General features: G+C 59.5%; 11 protein-coding genes and 1 tRNA gene. 3 read left to right on the top strand and 9 right to left on the bottom strand.

The features are described 5' to 3' along the window. Nucleotides 1–51: 51 nt before the first annotated feature. From MUN79_RS01865 to MUN79_RS01840, 7 genes are all read right to left on the bottom strand, one after another. Nucleotides 52–7,854, bottom strand: coding sequence for an Ig-like domain-containing protein (locus tag MUN79_RS01865; RefSeq protein WP_244676121.1), 7,803 nt, complete (start codon nucleotides 7,852–7,854; stop codon nucleotides 52–54). Further along, complete coding sequence (locus MUN79_RS01860) at nucleotides 7,797–8,594, bottom strand: YncE family protein (protein WP_244676120.1); 798 nt, start codon at nucleotides 8,592–8,594, stop codon at nucleotides 7,797–7,799. Before MUN79_RS01860 ends, MUN79_RS01865 begins: the two co-directional genes overlap by 58 nt. 203 nt (nucleotides 8,595–8,797) lie before the next feature. Next, nucleotides 8,798–9,352 (bottom strand): phage tail protein, encoded by a 555-nt coding sequence (locus tag MUN79_RS01855; protein ID WP_244676119.1) that lies wholly within the window; start codon nucleotides 9,350–9,352, stop codon nucleotides 8,798–8,800. Between the two features lie 73 nt (nucleotides 9,353–9,425). Continuing rightward, nucleotides 9,426–9,740: a phage tail protein gene (locus MUN79_RS31660; RefSeq protein ID WP_375378232.1), complete on the bottom strand. Its 315-nt coding sequence runs from the start codon at nucleotides 9,738–9,740 to the stop codon at nucleotides 9,426–9,428. A 571-nt stretch (nucleotides 9,741–10,311) separates the two neighbouring features. Next, on the bottom strand, nucleotides 10,312–10,845 hold the full coding sequence (locus MUN79_RS01850; RefSeq protein ID WP_244676118.1) for an RNA polymerase sigma factor: 534 nt from the start codon (nucleotides 10,843–10,845) through the stop codon (nucleotides 10,312–10,314). Nucleotides 10,846–11,231: 386 nt separating this feature from the next. Next, a complete protein-coding gene (locus MUN79_RS01845; protein ID WP_244676117.1) occupies nucleotides 11,232–11,528 on the bottom strand; it encodes a hypothetical protein in 297 nt (98 codons plus the stop codon). Nucleotides 11,529–11,929: 401 nt separating this feature from the next. Further along, nucleotides 11,930–12,001, bottom strand: a tRNA-Arg gene (locus tag MUN79_RS01840). A gap of 115 nt (nucleotides 12,002–12,116) precedes the next feature. Between MUN79_RS01840 and MUN79_RS01835 the strand changes: the two genes are divergently transcribed. Beyond that, a complete protein-coding gene (locus tag MUN79_RS01835; RefSeq protein ID WP_244676116.1) occupies nucleotides 12,117–13,298 on the top strand; it encodes a DUF2652 domain-containing protein in 1,182 nt (393 codons plus the stop codon). 74 nt (nucleotides 13,299–13,372) lie between these two features. Here the strand turns inward: MUN79_RS01835 and MUN79_RS01830 are convergent, their stop codons facing one another. Both MUN79_RS01830 and MUN79_RS01825 read right to left on the bottom strand, forming a co-directional pair. Then, complete coding sequence (locus tag MUN79_RS01830; RefSeq protein ID WP_244676115.1) at nucleotides 13,373–13,630, bottom strand: Pycsar system effector family protein; 258 nt, start codon at nucleotides 13,628–13,630, stop codon at nucleotides 13,373–13,375. Continuing rightward, entirely contained in the window at nucleotides 13,609–14,598 is a 990-nt protein-coding gene (locus tag MUN79_RS01825) for an HD domain-containing protein (protein ID WP_244676114.1), read from the bottom strand. Before MUN79_RS01825 ends, MUN79_RS01830 begins: the two co-directional genes overlap by 22 nt. Before the next feature lie 257 nt (nucleotides 14,599–14,855). Here MUN79_RS01825 and MUN79_RS01820 point away from each other — a divergent pair, with 257 nt between their 5' ends. Both MUN79_RS01820 and MUN79_RS01815 read left to right on the top strand, forming a co-directional pair. Next, nucleotides 14,856–18,716: a metallophosphoesterase gene (locus MUN79_RS01820; protein WP_244676113.1), complete on the top strand. Its 3,861-nt coding sequence runs from the start codon at nucleotides 14,856–14,858 to the stop codon at nucleotides 18,714–18,716. A 208-nt stretch (nucleotides 18,717–18,924) separates the two neighbouring features. After that, nucleotides 18,925–20,040 (top strand): DUF6268 family outer membrane beta-barrel protein, encoded by a 1,116-nt coding sequence (locus MUN79_RS01815; protein ID WP_244676112.1) that lies wholly within the window; start codon nucleotides 18,925–18,927, stop codon nucleotides 20,038–20,040. Nucleotides 20,041–20,072 lie beyond the last annotated feature (32 nt).

Genomic DNA, 20,072 nt, shown 5'->3' with positions numbered 1-20,072 from the left:
AAAGCCCCCGGAATGTCCGGGGGCTTTTTTGTGGGGTATAGGTACCAGCGCTTATTTGATAATAAGGCGCTTGGTAACCATGCCTGCTTCCGTGCTTAGGCGCAGTGAGTACACGCCCACGGGCAGCTCGTCCAACGACAGGGCGTGAGCCTTGTCACCATTGGCGGGCAGCTGCTGGGTGCGTACCACTCGGCCCAGGGCGTCGAGCAGCGCAGCCGTTACGGGCTTGCGGCCCAGCGCGGTGGGCAGCTCTACCCAAGCCATTTTCTGGGCCGGGTTGGGGTACAGCGCTACGCTGGAAGCCAGGGCGCTGCTGTTGGTGGCCAGGGGCCGCAGGGCGCCGAAGCTCAGTGAGAAGCGACCCGTAATCAGGGCGGCGTTGCTGGCCGAGAAGCGGTAGGTGCTCTGCTGCTTCAGATCCACTTGCTGGCCGGTTTCGGCGTCGAGCAGGTATACCGACGTGCTGCCGAAGTTGGCCAGCGAAGCGGCCTGCAGCGTGTAGGAGCCCGTTACGGGCACGCCCACGGTCAGCGGCACGATGGTCGTGGCTTGCAGCACGGGCAGGCCATTCACGGCCAAGCCCTTGCCCACGGCTACCGAAGCCAGGTTCAAGCCCGTAGGGTTGGGCAGCTTCTCGGCGTCGTAGTGGTCGTCCAGGCCGGCGGTGGCGCCTTCCTCGAAGTACACATAGGCCGGGTCGTGCGGACCAGCGGCACTCACCAGATCCAGCTGCAGGGCGGGCCGGTTATCAGCCGCGGGGCGGTTGAATACCGGAGCCTCGTAGCTCGTCGAGCGCCAGGTGTCCTGGAAGTTGAAAGCCGGAACCGTCTGGTTTACCCGGATGAAGAAGCCCTGCATGGAGCTAACAATACCGCCGGGCAGGTTACCAAAGCCGTTCTGGTAGAACTGGTACGTGCCCGTGTACAGGCTGCTGGACTTATACACGTAGATGGCGTCACTAATACCATCGGGCAGGCCCAGGCGGGCTTTTTTCCAATCCAGCGGAGCAGGGTAGGGGTTGCCCAGCAAGTGCCAGCCCGAGTTGACTTCGGCGCCGCGGGTGAGGGAGCCCACCGGAATAGTGCCGGTGTTGAGCGTGCCTACCAGGTCTACTTTCTGGTCACCGTTGATGTGCACGGTGTAGCCGCGGCCCCGCAGGAGACCCGCGCTCAGGTTTTCGGGCGAGAAGTAGCCGTATTCGAACTCCTGAGCGGTAGGGGCGCTACCCGTGATGCGGGCTTCATTGTAGCCGTACACCGTTGGGAAGGGGTTTACCGTGTTGCCTACCGTGTTGTAATCGGGGTTCACCACCGGCAAGAAGCCGCTGGTAGCCAGGTCCGCTACCGTGGTGCTCACCACTGGCGAGCTGTAGTGGCGGTAGCCTGTGCCCGGATTGATGCTCGGGTCGATGTAGCGCTGCACCGTGGCAATGCCGTTCACTACCCCGCCGCTGTTGACGACCATGGCCGTAGCCGTGGAATTCGACAGCAAGGTCATTGGTTGGCTATTGGTGTTCAGGTTACCGTTCAGGGTCAGGACGCGCTGGACATCAACCGGGCCATCGAGGCGGGCGCCGGAAGCACCCACCGTCAAATCCCAGAATGCCGTGCGCACGCCACCCAGGCGTTGCTCACTTGTGCCGACCAGGCTTACCTGCCCGCCGGTGGCGGTGAAGGTGCCAGCCGTAGCGAAGTTACCGGTCAGGGCAATAATGCCGCCGCTTTGCGTGAGCGAAGCATTCGAGGCCACGGTCAGGTTCTTCGTGTTGGCCGTACCAGTTGCTACTACCGGGTAGCGGGGGGCACCGTTGGCAACGGTAGCATCCACGGTGCTGGTTGGCACACCGGAAGTCCAGTTGCCAGCCGTAAACCAATCAGTGCTGACAGCACCCGTCCAGGAGGTAGCTACCACCAGAGCGCTGTACTCAACTGAGAAGGGCGTAGCGGCCGAGTTGCCGTTGCCGGCCACATCCTGGGCTACGTTGGCGGCGATGTTCACCGTTACCTGGCCATTGGCCGTTGGCGTTACGCTGAAGGAGTAGGCCGAGCCCGATCCGGAGAAGCCGGTCAGGGTGCCGTTGCTCACCGTTACATCACCAGCGGAGAAGCCCGTTACGCTTTCCGAGAACGTGACCGTTACCGGGATGGGCGTGGTGCTCGTGGGGTTGGTAGCTGTGGAGCTGATAGCTACCGTCGGCGAGGTCGAATCTACCGAGAAGGTATTCGTGCTGGAGTTGGCGCTGGCCGCTGAACCCGAAACCTGAGCCGTGGCATATACCGTGTGGCTGCCCTGGGCCAAGGCCGAAGGCTGAGTCAGCGTGAAGTTGCCTGCGCTGGTCGCCGTGGTCGTGCCGATGGCCGCGCCATCCACGTACACTGTTACCGTCGAGTTGGCTACGGCTGTGCCGCTGTAGGTCGGCGTGGTGGTGCTTATCAGGCTGCCGTTGGCGGGTGCAATTACCACTGGGGCCGGCGTAACTGCCTGGTTGTAGAAAATCAGGAACTGAGGAGCCGCCGCATTGGGGTTACCTGCTGCGTCTTGGGCCACGTTGGCGGCGATGTTTGCCGTTACCTGGCCGTTAGCTGCTGGCGTGATGGTGAACGAGTACGAAGCTCCGCTGCCGGAGAAGTTGGCCAGCGTACCGTTGCGCACCGTCACATCAGTTGCCGAGAAGCCGGTTACACTTTCCGAGAAAGTCACGGTCACCGGAATCGGTGAGGTGCTGGTGGGGCTGGTCGCCGTTGAGCTGAAGGCTACCGTCGGCTGTACCGAATCTACCGTGAAGGTGTTGGTGAGGCTGTTGGCACTCACTACTGCTCCACTGCTTTGCGCGGTGGCATACACCGTGTGGCTGCCCTGGGCCAAAGCCGCGGGCTGGGTAATAGTCCAGTTGCCCGAGCCCGTAGCGATGGTTGTACCGATGGATAAGCCATCCACATACACGGTCACCGTGCTGTTAACTGGCGCCGTGCCTCCATAGGTGGGCGTGGTGGTGCTCACCAAGCTGCCATTAGTTGGCACAATTACCATTGGGGCAGCCGTCACCGTCTGCTGGTAGTTGATGCTAAACTGGGTAGCGGCGGTGTTAAAGTTAGCAGCTGCATCCTGGGCCACGTTAGCGGGCACGTTCACCGTTACCGTGCCATTGCTGGCGGGTGTTACGTTGAGCGAGTAGGAAGTGCCCGAGCCCGAGAAGCCCGAAATCGTACCGTTGCCTACCGTTACGTCCCCGGCTACGAAACCCGTTACGGATTCGGAGAAGGTCACCGTCACCGGGATGGGTGAGGTGCTGGTCGGGTTGCTGGCCGAGGAGCTGATGACGACCGTGGGGCGTACCGAGTCGACAATGAAGGTGTTGGTGCTAGAGTTGGCACTGACGGCCTGGCCGCTAAGCTGAGCTGTAGCGTAGACCGTGTGCGAGCCCTGGGGCAGACCCGTGGGCTGAGTGATGGCCCAGTTGCCGGCGCTGTTGGCCGTGACCGTATTTGGTAGCGCCGTGCCATCGACATAAAGGCGTACTACCGAGCCCGCTGGTGCCGTACCCTCATAAGTAGGCGTGGTGGTAGCCACCCGGCTGCCGTTGGCCGGCATAATTACCACTGGGGCCGCCGTCACCGCCTGGTTGTAGGTAAAGCTGAAGGGGCTGGCGGCTATGTTACCGTTGCCGGCCGCATCCTGGGCTACGTTGGTGGGCACATTCACCGTTACCGTGCCAGCGGCAGTGGGCGTTACGTTGAAGGTGTAGCCCGAGCCCGAGCCGACGAAGTCCGAGATGGTGCCATTAGTGATGGTCACGTCTCCAGCTACGAAGCCCGTCACGCTTTCTGAGAAGCTCACAGCAAACAGAATAGGCGAGCTGCTCGTGTTGCCGCCGCTGCCGAAACCCGAGGCGCTAACCAGTACCGTGGGCGGGAAGGTGTCGACGATAAAGGTGTTGGTATTCGAGTTGGCACTCACAGACAGGCCATTGAGCTGAGCCGTGACATACACGGTGTGGCTGCCTTGAGCCAACGCTGCCGGCTGAATCAGGTTAAATCGACCATCAGTGGCGGTGGTAGCCGTCCCAACGCTGGTGCCATCTACATACACGGTTACCGTCGAGCCGGCTACAGCCGTGCCGCCGTATACCGGCCGGTTGTTGTTTACCAAGCTCCCGTTGGCGGGCTCAATTACTACAGGTGCAGGCGTTACCGGCTGCGAGTAGATAACAGTGAACGGGTTAGCAGCGGTGTTGACGTTGTTAGCGGCATCCTGAGCCACGTTGGCCGGCACGTTCACCGTCACCGAGCCACTGCTGGCGGGCGTTACGTTGAACGAGTAGGAAGCGCCCGAGCCGGAGAAGGCCGAGATAGTGCCGTTCGTTACCGTCACATCCGTTTGCACAAAGCCCGTTACGCTTTCTGAGAAGGTCACCGTGAAGGGAATGGGCGAGGTGCTGGTCGAGTTGCCGGTCGTCGAGCTGATAACTACCGTCGGAGCGGTAACATCTACAGTGAAGACGTTGGTATTGGAGTTGACGCTGGCCGCCTGGCCGCTAAGCTGAGCCGTGGCGTACACTTTATACATGCCGTTGCCCAGAGCCGAGGGCTGGGTTAGCGTGAAGTTGCCCGAGCCGGTAGCCGTCGTCGTGCCGATGGCCGTGGCCGTGCCCGCGTTGGGACCCACGTACACCGTCACCGTCGAGCCGGCCGTGGCCGTACCCGCGTAAACGGGGAAGGGGTTATTGGTCAGGCTGCCGTTGGCTGGCGCCGTCACCGTTGGGGCAGCCGTCACTGGCTGAGCCGAGATGGTCAGCGAGTAAGAACGGGCACCGTTGTAGGGACCCGGCGCGGCTGAGGCGTCGGTGGCGCGCACCGTGAAGTTAAACGTGCCGCTCGTCGTGGGCGTACCCGCCAGCGTGCCGCCAGCCGATAACGTTAGGCCCGTAGGTAAGGCGCCCGCCGATATGGCAAAGCTATAGGGAGCTGTACCACCCGAAGCCGTCAGGGTTTGGCTGTAGGCGGCGGCTACCGTGCCGTTGGGCAGCGTGGCCGGAGCTACCACGATGGTGGGGGCCACCAAGGTGAGCGAGTAAGCCGGGGCCGCGGTGTTGAAGTTGCGGGCGGCATCCTGGGCCACGTTGGCGGGTACGCTCACCGTGGTAGCCGTGCCGGCCGTGGTCGGCGTCACGTTGAAGGTGAAGGTGGTGCCGGGGCTGGTGCCGTTCACGATGCCGCCCGTGATGGTGCCGTTGGTCACGGTCACGTCACCGGCCACGAAGCCCGTCACGTTTTCCGAGAAGGTTACCGTGAAGGGAATGGGCGAGGTGCTTGTCGAGCTGCTCGAAGCCCCAGCCGTGCTGCTGATGGTTACCGCCGGCCGAGTGATATCAACTGTGAAGGTGTTCGTGTTCGAGTTGGCACTTACCGCTGCGCCGGGGCTTTGGGCCGTGGCGTAGATCTGGTAAGTAGCGCTGGGGAAGGGGAAGGCCGGCGTGGTGAAGGTGCCGCCGGCCGTGGCCGTGTAGATGTCGAGTTCCTGGAAGGCGCCGTTGTTCTGGTTTATGTACACAGTGACCGCGCTGCCGGCCGGGGCCGTGCCGCTGATGGTCACCGCCTGGTTGGTGAGGCTGCCGTTGGCCGGCGAAGTGATAACCGGAGCAGCCGTCACTGGCTGCGCGTACTGCACGCTCACCGTGTTGCTGGCCGAGTTGCCAGTGTTGTTGGCGTCTAGGGCCACGTTGGCGGCCAGGTTTACCGATATGGTACCCGATGCGCTGGGCGTTACGGTGAAGGTATAGGGGCCACTGCCGCTACCACTAAAGCTGCCGCTGGTCAGCGTGCCGCCCGCTACCGTCACGTCCGAAGCCGTGAAGGTGGAGCCCACGCTCTGCGAGAAACTCACCGAGAACGGGATGGGAGCCGTGCCGGTGGGGCTGGCCGAGGTCGTGCTCACGGTGGCCGTCAGGGCCGGGGCCGTCACGGCAAACGTAGCAGAGGTAAAGGTGGTGTAGGCGTTAGAATTCGGCTGAATACTGCCGAGGAACACGCCGTTGAGGAACACGTTCAGGGTCTGGTCAAGCGTGGTGCAGCAGATGCGCTGGGCAGCCTGGAAGCTTACCTGATAGTTGCTACCCGTGGGCACCGCCAGATTTTGCTGGATCTGCCCGTTGTTACCGTTGTTGCTTTGCACAAAGGCCACGGCAATTCCGTTGGGAACGGGCGTAATCGGCGTAAACAGGCTGCCCGCCTCGGCAATGCCGGCTTGGGCGTTGAACGTCCAGCTGGCGCCCGTGGGCTGATAGCCATAGTCACCGTTGGCCAGGATGTCGTGGGTTTCGAAGCTGCTATTCTGCAAGCCGTTGGCAAACGGCGAGCCGCCGCTCAGTACCTGCGCCACGTCCACGAAGGCCGTCACGTCGGAGCCGGTACCACCGGTTCCCTGAATAGTCAGCTGGGGATTGGCGGCAAAGCTTTTGGTGATGGTGTACACCTCGCCAGCCGTGTAGGGTACGTTCGAAAGTGTCGGCGTGGTGCCAGTGCTGTTGGCCACGTTCAGGCGCAGGGTACCGTCGCCGGTGCCCGTATTCACCGTCACGGTGTAGGTAGTGCCCGAGCCGCTCACGCTGCTCACGGAAGCCCCGGTGACACCGCCGGTAGTCGTCACATTGAAGTTGCTGGTCGTTACGCCCGTCACGCTGCCCGAGAAAACTACCCGGTAGCTTACCTGGGTTGTAGTCGTGGGCGAAGGAGTCAGGCGCGTAACCGATACTACCGTGGCCGTCGGGGGAGTGTAGGTGATAGAGAACTGGGTAGCGGTGGTGTTGAAGTTGCCAGCTGCGTCCTGCGCTACGTTGGCCGGCACGTTCACCGTGATGGCGCCGCCAGCAGCCGGCGTCACAGTAAACGAGTACGCAGCGCCACTGCCGGCGAAGCTCGAGATGGTCCCGTTGGTCACTGTCACGTCGCCGGCCGCAAAGCCCGTCATGCTTTCTGAGAAAGTGACGTTGAAGGGAATGGGCGAAGTGCCAGTCGTGCTGCCCGAGGCACCCGCTGAAGAGCTGATGACTACCGTAGGCCGCACCGAGTCGACGGTGAAGGTGTTGGTGTTCGAGCTGGCGCTCTGGCCCGAGCCGTTGATAGAGGCCGTGGCACGCACTGTATGGCTGCCTTGGGCCAGGGCTGCGGGCTGGGTGAGGGCCCAGTTGCCGGCGCTGGTCGTTGTCGTCGTGCCAATGGCCGTGCCATCCACGATAACCGTCACCGTTGAGTTAGCTACAGCTGTGCCCGCGTAGGTCGGATTGGTGTTGTTCACGATGCTGCCGTTGGCCAGCACAACCACTACCGGCGCATTGGGCGGGGTGGTAAAGCTCACCACGCTGCCGTAGCTGGTGCCGACCGAGTTGGTGGCGTAAGCCCGCACGTAGTAGGTAGTGCCCGTCGTCAGGCCGCTGATGGTTTCGGAAAAAGTGCCCGTGCCCGTACCATTGGTGTCTTTCGTGTCGCTGGTAGTCGGCGTCTGGTTGGTAGTGCTGTACACTACGCCGCGCTCCGTTACGGTGGCGCCGCCATTGGCTGTTACTTCGCCGCCTAACACAGCGCCGTTGGAGGTAACAGTGGTGGCCGCGGCCGTTGTTACCGTGGGGGCAGCAGCCTGCTGCGCAAACTCGATTGCCGCAAACTGCGTCGCCTGGGCAAGCGTCGTCACCGCGTTTGTGGCGGTATTTATTATCCGGAAGCCCCGAGTGCTCGCAAAGTTATCGGCTACGTAAATCCGGCTGTTAGTCAGGTCCAGCGCCAGATAAGCAGGCGAGTTGGTCAAGCTGGTGATAAGGGCCGTGGGCGTGGGCGGGGTGTCGGAATCGTTGGGCTGCACCCGGTAAAGCGCATCGGTGGCAGCGGGGCACCCGTAGTACCGACGCCATCCGAGGTCAGGAAGTAGAGGAAACCGTTTGAGCGGGCATACTCAAGGGCCGACACCGCGGCGGCCACCGGAATGGTCCCACCGATAACGGTGTTAGTAGCCAGGTTAATGGTTTTGATACCGCGGCTGGCTGTTAGTCCTTCGTACACGTAGGCCCGGTTGGCGGCAGTGTTGAGCGCCAGGTAGACGGGCGAGTTGGTCACTGACGACACCAGTACCTGGTTAGCGCCGGTGCCGTCGGCCTTGATGCGGTTCAGCGCGTCGGTGGCCGTAAGCGTAGTCGCAACGGCATCAGTGGTCAGAAAGTACACGTAGTCGCTGGCCGCGTCGTACTCAAGGGCCGACACCTGCGCCGGCACCGGCAGGGTGCGCAGCAGCGTGGGGGTGGTACTCAGGTCGTACACCTTGATGCCCCGGGAGGCCGTCAGCGCTTCATACACGAAGGCGCGGTTGTTGGCCGGGTCCAGCGCCAACAGATTGGGGCTGGTAGCTATCGACGACACCACCGTGCTAGTGGCGTTGGTTGTGGTGTTCAGGAAGTTCAGCGCATCAGTCGCCGACTGGCTGGCGGCAGTGCCGTCCGTAGTCAGGTAATACAGCTGGGCGGAGCTAGGGCCAGCAAGGCCTAGAACCAGTACCGCCAGCAGGACTACCAAACGAAGCCACCGTGTGAGTAAAGATTTTTGTTGCATTAATACAGAAAATAGAGTTTCAAAAACAAGTAGAGGGCTCAGGTAAGCAGACAGCCTCAAAATCAGGAGTAGCAGGGCAGCGGATGTGATGGTCGCATCCATTGCCCTGCTACCAAAAGAAAGACTGCTGGTCGGCAGTCGCCGGCAGACTTCATTCTCAGCAGAACTCTGCTATGCCCGTCGCCAGCTCCAATTGCTCAAGCTTAGCTACGGGAGGGATAGATCCCGTACAGGCAGATGATGTAGTTCAACCCCAGGTAAGGCTGCATCACGCTGAAAGGCTGGCTACCGCCGGCTGCGCTGATGGTCTGGGGGTTGGCGACGCCATTGGGCGTGGGGGCGTAGCTATTGACCACCACTTGGTTACCGGTGCCTGGGTCTTCAAAATTACTGACGGCAGGAACTGCGCCCGCAGGGCTGCTGGTCGTTCCATTACCAGTGTTTACCGCTAAGGTGTGCGTGTGAGCGGGCATCTGTGTGGCAAGCAGAGTCACGTTGCGAGTGCCAGCGACTTCGCCTAGCTGCACGGGCTGTTGGCCGGGGCCGGGTTGGCCGTTGTTGGCGTGCACAGGCGTGCGGCCGCGCAGGTCGGGCAGGGCGAACGTGGTTGTGCCATTGCCGCCGTAAGTAGTGCCTAGAATTGAATACAGGGCCGAGTTTTGCGCGATGCTCAGCAAGGAGCCGTCGCAGAAAGCCCAGTTTCTGGGCGCAAAATTACCGGCAAACAGTACAATAGAACCAATGTAAGCTTCGTCCATAAGAGAGAGAATAAAAGAGAAGAAGGAAAAAAGTTAGTGACAATACCGAAGCCCGGCAGAACCCGGGCTCACATTAGCTGAGACGGCGGCTCTGGTGCGGCATGCGTAGCTCGGCCAGAGCGGCAACAGCAGGCGCAGCGGCTATTTTTACCGCGGGCAACCACGTTGTTAGCTGCGTTTCCGCAGCGGTGGGCAGCAGTTTAGGCAAGGCAAACGAGCTTCGACCTTTGCTACCATACAGGGTGCCGAGGGCCTTGTGCAAAGCAGGATACTCGTCAACGCGCAACAGGCGCCCATCGCACACAACCCAGCCTGAAGGGAGTTCGGGACCCGCGAAGAGCTTAACGGTTCCGATGGGTTCAGTTCCCGGGGCCGGAGTTGCGGCCATCTTTGCGGCGGGGGCCGCTACAGCATAGGCAGGCCCACCCAGAACGGTAGTACCTAGCAAGGCTCCCAGGCCCTTGAGCCAGCGGCGCCGCGAAGATTGTGGGGATAAGAAGGGGGTAATGAGAGTAGCGGTGTGCTCCATGCAGGAAGAAATGAGGCTGGAAATAAAAAAAGAGGATCAAACAGTCTTTAACTGTTCAGACTTTCAGGTTATACAAGGAGTAGATAGTTAGTATCTGAAACAGATAAGTCTATTGGCTATGAAGGCAATAAGCACGCTAAGGGCAGGCAGTAGGCTGAATTAAATCAGACAAATTTAGACACAGGTAATAAGACAGAAGATAGAGCAGGCAGAAGCACCCATAGCAAAGCGCAGGGCAAATTTGCGGAAATAAATCTAGTTTTTATAGCACTCTGGTTATATTTATATATTTAGCCTTGTTCCGCTTTCGAATGGATTAAGCTGGGCAAGAGCAGCGAAGCAAAAAGCTGTATTGTGTCCAAAAAAGACACGCCAAAATCCCCTGACTGTGAGGCAAACAGCAGGGGTTAGAGAAAGAAAGGAAAGTTGCTTAGCGGGCTGCTTTTGCTAGGGCGTGCATGGCCGCGCGGGCCCGGGTTTTGACGGTACCCAGCGGCACTTGCAGCTCATCGGCTACTTCGGCCTGGGTGAAGCCGCCGAAATAGAGCAAATCAATGATTTTTCGGTCATTAGGCTTGAGGCACATAACCAGCTCACGCAGGCCCACGTGCTCGGGCTGAAAGCCGGTGGCGGCCACCTGGTAGCAGGCCATGCTACTTTCGAGAGCCTGCGTTTGCTGTCCTTCGTGGTACTGGCGGGTACGGAGCTGGTCGATGGCGGCGTTGCGGCATACATTCAGAGCCCAGGTAAACAGCCGGCCGCGCGAAGCCGTGTAGGAGGCAAAGGAATACCAGATCTTGACCATGCTCTCCTGCAGCACGTCTTCGGCCATTACCTCATTGCGCACGATGCGCAGGATGACATTGTAAAGCACCCGGCCGTACTTGTCGTAAAACAGGGTCATAGCCGATTCGTCCCTAGCGTAGAGCCGCTGCACCAATACATCTTCGCTAATGGGTAACATTAAATCGATATGGCTATGTTAATGTGGAGTATAGGCTGCCTACTGCTGTCAGGGAGCAGGTTATAAGTTACCGATGGCTGGTAGGATGAAGTGACCTGGACTCGAGTGTATACTTACTAACCTATAAGAAGTTCTGTGACGAGAATGCGAGTCGTTGTAAAGGTTTATTCGCACGTTTAACCCTTATTTGCGCTCTTTGAAAGCTCGGCAGTTTTCCAGCCCCGCTATTGCTGATGATTTAGTTCTGGGCTAACCAGTAAACAGAATCAGTCTGAGTTCAAACATCCCGCCCTGATCCTGGCAGCGTGCAGAACCTTCCGGACAAAAAAAGCCCCGCCATCAGACGGAGCTTTCTTGATTCTGCCCAGGGCTGATAGAGCCAGGGATTACTGATGATAGTTTTCACCGGCAATCCAAACGCCGTCATCAGACGAATCATAGTAGCCATACTCTATAAATTGGCCATTGCTGTAAATACGAAAGTCAGTCTGGCTGTCCTTTTGAAAGGTGAGGTTAGTTAAGCCAGTAGCCTCGCCGTAGTTGTAAAGCGCAACTTTAATCTTGGTGTCAATAATATTGGTAGGGCTTACTACCACAGTTGCCGCCTGTGACAATTGAGAGACAACACCATTGCCTACGACGAGCAGGCCGGTCAGAGAAAGAACACGCAGGATTGTTTTCATAAGGGCTGAGTAAGGGTTTAGAGATAAGTAATACTACCGGGAAGGCCGCTTATGCGCAAGGTCGCTGTAGTGCCGCCTGTGACACAGTACAGATACCCTGGTATGCTAGTCGCCGGCTTAATGATAGAAGGTGTATGAGGGGTATGTGGCTTTAGCGTATTGTAAAACACCTAGTTGGGTGGATTATTGGCTGGCGCTAGGAATGGGGCGTTTGTGACGGAGAAAGCTGAGACCCGGAGTAAAGTGTAAAAAAAGCAAGGCCCACTCCACTTTACCGGGAATGGGCCTTATCTGTTTTTACGCAAGCCAAGCTTTTCAACTAAGCGTACTTACTTTGTCAACCAACTCGAATCAGAGCTTTAACCCTGTAGTGAGGTCAGGCAGCAGTAGCACGTAAATAGTAGCCGCGACGGGAATCGAACCCATATCAAGCGTTTAGGAAACGCCTATTCTATCCGTTGAACTACGCAGCCATAGTCTAACACTACGACAAAGGTAACGCGAAAGCAACCTACAGCCCAAACCCGGCACTCCAAGGCTTGCGTATAGGCCGCTAGCTTCACTTCTGACTTCTTTTCTGGTTGCACTATGGGTTTATTGGATGACATGCGCGCCGCCCGCCGGGCCGCCGGCCGCCGACCCACCGCTGCGGCCACCGTGGCGGCCGATGATGGAATGGTGCCCGCCCTGCTGTTCATTCCCGACATCAGTGGCTTCACCCGCTTTATCCAGGAATCGGGGAGCGTGCTGGCACCCCAGCTTATTGCCGACCTGCTCGAAATTCTGGTGGAAGCCAACACGCTGGATATGGAGGTAAGCGAAATTCAGGGCGACGCCATCCTGTTTTACCGCCTGGGCCCGCCGCCTACTATTCAGGAGGTCGTGACCCAGTGCCGCCGCATCTTTCTGGATTTTCAGAACTACGTGCGGCTGGTGGAGCGCGACCTGGACTCGGAACTGAGCACGGCCCTGCGGGCCCACGATCTGACCATCAAGATCATCGTGCACTTTGGCAAAGTCAGCGTGGCCCAGATCCGGCAGTTTACCAAGCTGATGGGGCGTGACGTCATCGTGGTGCACCGCCTGCTCAAGAACAACGTAACCGGCAACGAGTACATCCTGCTTTCCGACGGCTACCTCGAAACCCAGCCCGCCGCCGACGTGGCCCGCAGCTTTTCCTGGACCCGCCTGCTGCGCGGCACCTGCATGTACGACTACCTGGGCGAAATATGCTACCGCTACGCCTACCTTTCGCCCCTGCGCCTGCTGCTCAGCGAAAACGGGGAAAGCAGCGGCACCCGCGAGGGCAACGCGCTCAAAGTGATTAGCACCGTGCATGTGCCGGCGGCCTACGCCCTGCGGGTGCTGAGCAACTTCCGGCTGCGGGCCCGCTGGATGCCCGGCGTGAGTGAGGTAACCTACGACCTGACCAAGGCCGGCCGCCTAGGCACCAGCTACAAAGTAAAGCTCAACCGCGGCCAGATTGATTTCCAGGCGGTGCAGCACTTCGAGGATGCCGACCGGATTGAGTACGTGGAGAAAATTTCGCTATTCCGGCTTTTTCCCAACTCGTTCCTGTTTTGCTTTATTGAGGCCGCTGATGCCCAGTCCTGCCTCGTGACGCTGGAGTTCCGCTACGGCTACATTGCCAGTCCCAACCCGCTTATCCGGTTTGGGCAGCGCCAGCGAATGCGCCGCTTCATGGGCCAGTCCATCCGGCAGCTGGCCGAACTCTGCGAACAGCTGAAGCGCGAGGGCCGGGAAAGCTAAGCAAGGCCCACGTAACATAAAAAAAGCCCCGCCGAGTGATTCGGCGGGGCTTTTTATAACAGAGCAGTTCGTTATTACGACTTGTACAGCAGCACAATGCCGAAGGACAACGCCGTCAGAATCAGGCCTACCATGAAGATGGTGTAGCTGATGCGCAGCAGCCGGTACTTACGCGACAAAACCTCCCCCAGGTAGTAAATGTCAGTTACCATGTTGGTGTAGAGGTTGTCCTTGTTGCGCATCAGGCCCGTCATGCCGTTCTGGAAGTCGTCGAGGCTGAGCTTGGTGAAGTTGCCGAAGAAGAGCAGGTTCACCCGGCGGTTGGTGGCCACCTGGGGCTTTTCTTGAGCCACTTAAAGCTCGTCACGTCGGGCTGGGCCGACAGGATGGCCGACACCACCGAGCCCAGGGCCGTAGCCAGCAGAATGCTCATGGGCACCGTCAGGATGGGGTTGCGGGTAAAAGACGGGCCCACGGCCGTAGTTTTGGCGCCCAGATACGTAATGAGCACCGACATAATCACCGCGTTGAGGCTAATCATCATGCTGGCCTTCTTATCGGCCATATCCGAGAGCTTGATGTGGTTGCTGTAGGTGGTCCGGAACATCGTTTCGACGCCCCGCTTGCCCTCGGCAAAGTTGCCCTGCTCTTCCTGCTCGCGCTTTTTCTGCTTTTTTTCGGTTTTCTTCAGCAGCTTGCGCTGGTCCTTGATGTTCTCCTTGTACTGGTCTTTGTAGCGGTCCTTGGCCGCGTCGGTCAGGTACTTGGAGGAAAGCAGGAAGTCGAGCTGGGTTTCGGCCCACTCCACGCTGTCGTAGCTTTTGCCCAATACAGTTTCCCACTCGGCCCGCAGTAGCTCGCCGTTGGCAAAGAATTCCTCCTTGCCCATGCTGCTCATATCGGCGTCCACCAAGAGCTGCTGCAGCTCGGTCTTGGCCGTTTCGTTGCGGTGGGTGGCCCGGATAATGTCTTTGACCAGCGCAATCCGGTCGGCCGGGTAGCCCTGCTCGCGCAGCCACTGCTCGGCCAGCTCCATGCTGCGGTACTCGTGGCCGTCGTACACCTCGGTGTAGCCCGCGTCGTGAAACCAGGCCGCCAGCACCAGGGCTTCCAGATCTTCCGGGCTCAGCTCGGTGGCTTCGCCTAGGGCCTTGGCCTCCTTTACGGTGGTAGCTGTGTGCTTGAAGGAATGATAGACGAGGGACTTGGGCAGTTTTTCCTCGAAGAGGGCCGTAATATGTGCCTTGGCCTTCTTCAGAATTTCAGCTTTGGCCGGTTTTAAAGTCTCGATGGTTTCCATGCGGGGGAAGTAGAATAGAGTGGCGTACAGTGGGCCGCCGGCTCCCAACTCGCTTACAACGCGAATTGGGGAGCGAAGTTTTTGCCAGCCCCGAGCCCAACCGTGGGCCGGCAGATTGCGTAGGGCAGCGCACCGCCTCTCAACGCCCGATGCGCGGTGCCGTATGCAGTAGTTTACGACTTTTTTCGGGCTTTAAGGCGGGACTGCTGCCCCAATTTCTATACCTCCCGCGCCGCTTTTACGTTCATTGCTTCTATATGAGAAGACCTTTTCTGCTCAGCTGCTTACTGCTTTTGTGCGGCAGCCTGACTACTGCCCTTGCCCAAAAAACGCAAACCGCCCATCCCGAGCGCCCCAACTACAATCATGGGGGCGAAAACTGGGAAAGCAAAACCCCGCCCGACAGCAGCCACATCCGCTACTCCATCTTTCTGATTGGCGACGTAGGCAAGCCTATTAAGAAAGAGGCCGGAGGCGAGCCGTCCCTGAACTTTTTGAACCAGCAGATAACCAAGGCTGGCTCCAAGAGCACCACGATTTTTCTGGGCGACAACATCTATGAATACGGCATGCCCCGCGAAGGCGCCTACGACCGCAAGGAGTCGGAGGAGCGCATGATTGGGCAGCTGGAGTCGCTGCGTGGCTACGCCGGCGAGAAGTACATGATTCCCGGCAACCACGACTGGAAGCAGGGCCTGACCGGTGCCGTGGAGCAAGTGAACCGGCAGCAGGCCTTCGTGGAAAACTACCTGACCAGCGACTCGGCCGCCTTCCCCTTCACCGGCGACTTCTTCATTCCGCGTAATGCCTGCCCCGGTCCGTTTGAGGTGCGCCTGCAGGACGACATCCTGATGATTGCCATCAACTCGCAGTGGTTTCTGCAAACCAGCGGCGAGCGGCCCTACGGCGGCAACAGCGGCTGCGGTGTGGCCAACGAAACCGACTTTTTCACCCAGCTCGAAGACATTATCCAGCGGAATCAGAACCGCAACATCATGGTCATTGCCCACCACCCGATTTTCTCGGATGGTATTCACGGGGGCTACTTCACCCTGGCCGACCATTTCTTCCCGCTTTCCATCGTCTATAAGTACGCCTTCCTGCCCTTGCCCATCATTGGCTCGGTGTACCCCTTTGCCCGCAAGTACGGCGGGGTCAGCCAGGATATTCCTCATCCCTTGTACCAGGCCTACAAGAAGGGTCTGATGGAGATTTTCGACAAATACCCCAACATCATCTACGCCTCGGGCCACGAGCACAACCTGCAGTACTTCAAGGTGGGCTCCATGCACCAGATTGTGAGCGGCTCGGGCTGCAAAACCCAGCACGTGCGCCCCGGCAAGAGCGGCGAAGCCATTTTCTCGGATAAGGAGAAAGGCTGGTCGCGGGTGAACTACTACGACAACGGCGAGGTCTGGACCGAGTTCTGGATTCCTAACGACAAAGGCGAAACGGGCCGGCTGGTGTTCCGCACCCCGCTCTACGCCAAGGAAACCAAGGTGGTGGCTGAAATCAAGGAGGTCAACAACATGAAGCGGCCCAACTTCCAAGACAGCACCGTGACTTTGGCCGTGAATACCGACTATGACCAGCGCGGCAAGTTCCACCGCTTCCTCTTCGGCGAGCATTACCGCAAGGAGTGGGCTACGCCGGTGAAATTTCCGGTGCTGGATATGGCCACCGAGCGGGGCGGCCTGGAGCCCTACAAAATTGGCGGCGGCAAGCAGACGGCCTCGCTGAAAGTGCGCAACGAGGAAGGCCGCAACTATACCCTGCGCGGCCTCAACAAAGACCCTGCGGCCGTGCTGCCCGAGGCGTTGCGCGAAGGCGCGGCCAAGGACATTCTGCAGGACCAGATTTCGGCCCAGCACCCGTTTGGCGCCTTCCCGGTGGCTTATTTGGGCACTACGGCTGGCATTCTGCACACCAACCCCAAGCCGGTTTATATTCCTCAAGACCCGCTGCTGGGCCAGTACTACGAGCGGTTTTCGAACACGCCGGCCATGATTGAGGAAGATGCCAAGGACGACCAAAGCAACGTGGCTTCCCTGGGCAACGCCGAAAACCTGGTGGGCACCGACAAGGTGATGGAGCGCCTCATCGACGACAACGACAACCGCGTCAACGAAAAAGCCTTTGCCCGCTCCCGCCTCTTCGACATGTGGATCGGCGACTGGGACCGGCACGAAGACCAGTGGCGCTGGGCCGAAACCAAGGACAAGGACGGGGACCGTAAATTCACGGCTGTGCCCGAAGACCGCGACATTGCCTTCTTCAAGGGCGACGGGGTGCTGCCTTACCTGGCTTCGCGCAAGTGGGCCATCCGCAACTTCCAGAACTTTGGCTACGACTACGCCGACTTCAAAGGCCTCAACCTGACGGCCCTGGCCAACGACCGGGTGTTCCTGGCTTCGGTCAGCAAAGAGGACTGGGTGAAACTGGCCGAGAAAATGAAGGCTGACCTTACGGATGCCGAAATCGAAAAGGCCTTCCGCTCGCAGTGGCCCAAGGAAATCTACGACCTGCACGGGGCTGAAATCGTGGCTAAGCTCAAGAGCCGCCGCGACCTGCTGCCGAAGCTGGCCGCCGACTACTACGGTACGCTCAACGACATCGTGGAAGTGAAAGGCAGCTCCAAGCGGGAGCGGTTTGACGTGGAGCGCCTCGACGGCGACAAAACCCGCGTGAAGGTGACCAAGATTAACAAGGAAGGCCAACTGACCAAGACCTTGTTCGAGAAGACCTTCGACAAAGAAACCGACGAAATTCGCCTCTACGGCTTCTCCGGCAACGACGTCTACAACGTGACGGGTCAGTCGAAAGGTGGGGCCCTGCTGCGCATCATTGGCGGCACCGACCGGGACTCGATTACCGACAACTCCCGCGTGGGTGGCCTGGGGCACAAAACCCAGATTTACGACGCCGACACCGGCAACGTCATCAACGCGGGCAAGGAAGTGCGCCTGCGCTTGCAGCCTGGCATCGAGGTGAGCCAGTACGACACCCACCCCCGCACCGACCGCAAAGACTACAGCCTGAACTACTTTGGTCCGGCCCTGTACTTTGGCTACAACATCGACGACCGGCTGTTTCTGGGCGGGGGCGTGACCTACCGTACCTACGGCTTCCGCAAGGCGCCTTTCGCCACCGAGCAGACGCTGGCCGCCAACTATTCGCCTTCCCAGAAGGCCTATAATGTGCGCTACACCGGGCAGTTTGTGGATGTCATCAGCAAGTTTGACCTGCGCATCAACGCCCAACTGTATGGTCCGCAGCTGCTCTACAACTACTTCGGCGAAGGCAACAACTCCCGCAACGAGCTGCTGGGCTCCGATGACCGGGTGCGCAACCGCGACATCAACGACACCTACCGGGTGCGCTTCTCCCGCCTCTACGTGAGCCCGGTGCTGGAGCGTGACATCTTCAGCTTCCTCAAAGTGGGTATCGGTCCGCAGTACGACCAGTTCAGAGTGGAGCGGGAGCCCATCGGTAGCGAAATTGCCCGGGGCCTCGACGCCAACAATAACGGAGTAAGCGGCGCGGGCTTGGGCATTCGCTCGTCTGACTTCCAGCTCAACCGCTACCTTGGCGGCCGGGCGTATCTGAACATTGATGCGGCCAGCTCGCCCAAGAACCCCCGCATTGGCCTGCGCTGGTACAACGAGGTGCAGCAGAACTACCAGATGAACGCCGAGCAGCTCAACTTCGGCCGTATCACCTCGGAGTTCCGCTTCTACCTGAGCCCCAACTTCCCCTTCCAGCTCACCTGGGCTGGGCGCGTGGGAGCTGCCCGCAACTGGGGCGACTACCGCTTCTACCAGGCTAATACGCTGGGCGGAACCACTAACCTGCGCGGCTACCGCCGCACGCGCTACGCCGGCCGCTCGTCGGTGTATGCCAACGCCGAAGCCCGCCTGCAGCTCTTCAGCTTCAACGCCTACCTGGTGCCTGGCAAGTTCGGCATCCTGGGCCTAGCCGATGCCGGCCGCGTGTACTCCGAGTACGACACCCGCGGCGGCATCGACGCCTTCCACACCGGTTTCGGGGCGGCGTGTGGGTGGATGTGCTCAAGCAGGCCGTTATCAACGCCACATATTCCGTGGGCGAAGAGAAGCTGATTTTCGTCGGGTTCGACTTCCTGTTCTAGCGTTTTCCAGCGCCGTTTCCAACGCCCCAGGCGGCTTGCTTCTGGCAGGTTGCTTGGGGCGTTTTCGTGGCGGCTGCTCCCGCTGTCAATGTTGAGGTTTTGACCTATCCTTTTCCGCCAATACACGTTTAGAACCGAGTGTTCCTTTTTCGCGCGTATTGCGCGCTTTTCCGCTCTTCATGAAGACTCGCTACGTCCCGCCAGTTGCCCCTGCCTTTCGCCGTTTCCTGCTTTCGGCCGGTTTGGGCAGCCTCGCTCTTACTGCTCAGGGCCAAGTCACGCCGACTACGCCCGTCTACCCATTGCCCGCACCCACTGCCGCCGACACGGCCGGCACCGGCGCCACCGACCCCCAGCAGTTTGCCACGCCCTCCGTGGTGGGGATGGGGCCCAGCAAAGGTTTGATTTTCCACTACGAGCGGGTGCCACGCTTTAAGGTTTCCTCCGACGGGCAGAGCGTGGGGCTGAGCGACTACAACACCGAGGCGACCAAAAATGCCCGGCTGGTTATCAAGGGCTACATTCCGATGCTCAACCACCCCCACCTCAAGCTGATTCTGGGCGTGAACTATGAGCGGGAGGAATTTCAGTTCAGCAGCCAGCCCACCGGCTATGAGCTTTACGACAACATCGAGAATAAAGGACTTAAAACTCTGGGCACGCAGTTGGCCGTTATCCGGCCGGTAAACGATGTGAACTGGTACATCTTCCGCATCAAAGGGGAGCTCAGCGGCGACTATACCTCCTCAGAGCTGAACGTGTCGGACTATCTGCGCGTGTCGTCGGAGTTTCTGTACGGCTGGAAGCGCAGCCCTACTTTTTCCTGGGGTGTGGGTGTGCAGCTTGGCTACACGTTTGGGCGCTTTAGTCCGTATCCGGCCCTGCTCTACAACCGCACGTTCAACAAGCGCTGGGGTATTGAGGCTCTGTTTCCGGCCCGCGTTACGGCCCGCTACAACGCTTCGCCCCGGTCGTTGTTTTTTGCCGGCTACTCCGTTGATGGCCTCAACTACATCGTGAAGCTGCGCACCCCGCTACGGCACGAGAATGCCACGCTCAACTCCCTGGAGCTGCGCGAAACCGAAGTGAAGTTCCGGGCCCGGTGGGAGCGGGAAATCTACGACTTCCTGTGGTTTGGGGCGGAAGGCGGCTACCGCTACAACTACGCCTTCGACGCTTTCGACCGGACCAACAACAGCCGGGTCAAAATCATTGACAGCAAGCTGGCCAGTGCACCCTACGCCAGCCTGGAGCTGTTCATTGTGCCGCCCCGCAAGTTCCTGAAGCGGCAGTAGCGGCCCGCAAACCGGTAAGCAAAAAGCCCCGC

Source organism: Hymenobacter cellulosilyticus (assembly GCF_022919215.1).
Taxonomy (GTDB): domain Bacteria; phylum Bacteroidota; class Bacteroidia; order Cytophagales; family Hymenobacteraceae; genus Hymenobacter; species Hymenobacter cellulosilyticus.
The sequence above is the reverse complement of the archived record's forward strand: the minus strand, read 5'-3'. Positions and strand labels throughout refer to the sequence as shown.